3 protein-coding genes are annotated in these 2,993 nt (G+C 41.3%); 2 read left to right on the top strand and 1 reads right to left on the bottom strand.

What is annotated here, in order from left to right; genetic code table 11:
- Nucleotides 1-1,391, top strand: a 1,391-nt coding sequence (locus F6K13_RS26190; protein ID WP_375340684.1) for a WD40 repeat domain-containing protein, incomplete at its 5' end; no start/stop codon positions are given.
- A 126-nt stretch (nt 1,392-1,517) separates the two neighbouring features.
- Nucleotides 1,518-1,712 carry a hypothetical protein gene (locus tag F6K13_RS26185; RefSeq protein WP_287288869.1) on the top strand — a complete coding sequence of 65 codons (195 nt, stop codon included), beginning with the start codon at nt 1,518-1,520 and terminating at the stop codon, nt 1,710-1,712.
- Nucleotides 1,713-1,736: 24 nt separating this feature from the next.
- Here the strand turns inward: F6K13_RS26185 and cobT are convergent, their stop codons facing one another.
- Complete coding sequence (gene cobT / locus F6K13_RS26180) at nt 1,737-2,825, bottom strand: nicotinate mononucleotide-dependent phosphoribosyltransferase CobT (RefSeq protein ID WP_287288867.1); 1,089 nt, start codon at nt 2,823-2,825, stop codon at nt 1,737-1,739.
- Nucleotides 2,826-2,993 lie beyond the last annotated feature (168 nt).

The raw sequence follows: 2,993 nt of genomic DNA, 5'->3' as shown, positions 1-2,993 counted from the left end.
TAAACGGGCATGATGATTCGGTCATGAGTGTAGCATTTAGTCCTGATGGAAAGACTATTGCTTCTGCCAGTCGTGACAATACAGTAAAATTGTGGAACCTTCAGGGGAAGGAGTTGCAGACTTTAAGCGGGCATGATGATTCGGTTAATGGTGTAGCCTTTAGTCCTGATGGAAAGATTATTGCTTCTGCAAGTAGTGACAATACAGTAAAATTGTGGAACCTTCAGGGGAAGGAGTTAGAGACTCTAACCGGGCATGATAATTGGGTTAATGGTGTAGCCTTTAGTCCTGATGGAAAGATTATTGCTTCTGCAAGTAGTGACAATACAGTAAAATTGTGGAACCTTCAGGGGAAGGAGTTGCAGACTTTAACTGGGCATGAGTATTCAGTCTTTGCTGTAGCATTTAGTCCAGATGGAGAGGCTATTGCCACTGCTAGTACTGACGATACAGTGAAATTGTGGAACCTTGAGGGGCAGTTGTTGCAGACTTTAACCGGACATGATAATGAGATATATAGTGTAGTGTTTAGTCCTGATGGAAAGACTATTGCCACCGCTAGTGCTGACGAAACGGTAAAATTGTGGACTTGGCGGATAGAAGATTTAACCAAGCATGGTTGCAACTGGTTAGAGGATTACCTAATTTCCCATCCCCAAAAATTAGAGAAACTTAAGATTTGTCAAACCTACGGACGCAAGAAAGTAGCCTCTCGTAGTTTGGTGATAGAAGGAGAGAAACTGGCAAGGGAAGGGGAAGTTAAGAAAGCAGTTGCCACATTTAAGAAAGCACTAATATGGAACCCCGACCTCAACCTCAAGCCAAAAGTTCTTGCAGAATCATTATTTAGGGCAGAAAAGCTGATGGAGGAAGTTATAGAAGAAGCAAAAGTAGAAAAGTATGAAGAAGCAATAGCAAAACTGGACAAGCTAGCATTTATGCCTACTCTGCAAAATATTGCTAAGGCTAAAGCTAGATATCAAACAGTAGATACTTTGTTGAAGCAAGGGAGCAAACTTTCGACAACAGGTAAAGTTAAGGAAGCAATTGACTTCTACAAACAAGCAGAAAAAATTTACTCTACCCAAATTTCTGCTAAGAATTGGGATACTCTCTGTTGGTACGGTAGTCTTTATGAAAAAGCTGCTGATGTTATGTTTGCTTGTGAGAAAGCTGTCACCCTTGACCCAAAAGATGCCTCTATTGTTGATAGTCGCGGACTTGCTAGGGCATTAACAGGGGATCTTCAAGGAGCGATCGCAGATTTTCAGGTATATGTAGAATGGACTGATGGTGAGAAGAAAAAAGCACAACGGCAAAAATGGATCGAAGCGCTCCAGGCAGGTGAAAACCCCTTGACTGATGAGGTGTTGGAGAGTTTGAGAAATTAATTGTTATTTGGTAGAATTGATAGAAAGAATTTATTGGAAATGACTATTTGACGAAAAAGATAAGTTAAGAAATACCCTAGCTATTCGGGTGGTGGTGCATAGTAATGGTAAAGGAAGTGTGGGGAGATGGGGACCCACCCGCGGACCCCTCCGGTGGAGGGGAATGTGGGGAGATGGGGAGTGTGGGAAAAATTAAAAAATATATATCCTCACCATTACCATGCAGGACTACCAAATTTTGAAATAACTCTGGAAAATGCTACCGCAAAAATTAATCTTTGTTTGATTCGACTAATGCTCAAGAGATTAGCGATCGCCTAATTTTTAGAGATACGATCGGGGGTTCTATACAAACAAACTTTCAACAGCTTGAAGCAACTGGTCTTGACTCCAATCTTGATATAAATGAGCCGCGATCGCACATCCTCCACAACCCACACCTTCCTTAACATAACCCTGTTCATAAGCTCGTAATTGAGGATAACAAGACTCAGCAAAACTAAGTTGTGTTGCCATCAAAGGCACAAAACCAATTTCTCTAGCTAACCCCACAGTATCGCCTGTCGGGTCTTCAGTAACCCATCGAGTTGTTCCCACCACAATATTCTCAGGCAACCAAGATAAAGAATATTTTGCAGCTAATGCTTGCATCAAAGCATAAACTGCCAACATTTGTGTACCACCAGCTAACATCACCCCTACTTTGAGACTTGCTGCCATTGCCATTCCTGCTACTACTATTTGCATCGGGTCTCCCACTGCCGCCACCAATTTTAGGGGTTGTGAAAGGGGAGGTACAGAATTAAAACCAGAAACTTGTAAACCTTGGCGCACCACAGCCAACTTTTGAGCATGATTACATTGAGGATGACTGCTATTAACTTTGCCCGCAGCAGCAATACCTAAACCTAATAAAATTGCTAAAGCTGTAGTTGTACCTCCAACTACACATTCTCCTAATATTAAATAGCTATCTTTTGCTTCAGCAGCTAACTTATATCCCCAACTCTTTCCAGCTTCCAGTAAATGTTCAACAGTTGCCATATCTAAAGCATGACCAGAAGTTAAACAACGAGCTGGAGTACCTCCCAAATTAATTGTTGGTACAGTGGGTTGATGAGTTAAACCAGCATTAAATAAGTAGAGAGGAATATTGAGAGCATCAACAATTGCTTTTGTGATTAAAACTGGAGAAGCACCAGCATCAAGGGGTGGTAATGGATATTTGGGTTGTGGTTGAAAACCGTTATATAAAAATTCCACATCTGCCAAACAAGTATATTGGCGGTCTTTTGGAGTTGCCCCTGCTGCAGAAATTCCCGGTATTAGACCTGTATCTGTAAATCCTAATATACAGCAAAACACTGGTTGGTGTCTCCGATACCTTTGCAGCCAATTTTTTCCCTGTTGCACCTGAGTATATACACGAATCATTATTATTATTATTGAGTAATGGGTAATTTCAGTTATCAGTTATATAGCAGGCAACAGGCAATAGGCAACAGGCAACAGTGGGAAAAGTATTTCTCTGTCTTACGGTTCATCATCAACATAAGTCAAACACCAACTCGTTCCTTGCTATAGCAGTAGTCACTAAGGGAA

The sequence above is a fragment of the Okeania sp. SIO2B9 genome, assembly GCF_010672505.1.
In the GTDB taxonomy this organism is placed as follows: Bacteria; Cyanobacteriota; Cyanobacteriia; order Cyanobacteriales; family Microcoleaceae; genus Okeania; species Okeania hirsuta.
Note: the sequence above shows the minus strand (reverse complement) of the source record. Positions and strands in the feature narration are given on the sequence as shown.

Bases quoted from the DNA above. Each gene is read 5' to 3' on its own strand.
- F6K13_RS26185 (WP_287288869.1), top strand. From the start codon at position 1,518: ATGGGGACCCACCCGCGGACCCCTCCGGTGGAGGGGAATGTGGGGAGA.
- cobT (WP_287288867.1), bottom strand. From the start codon at position 2,825: ATGATTCGTGTATATACTCAGGTGCAACAGGGAAAAAATTGGCTGCAA.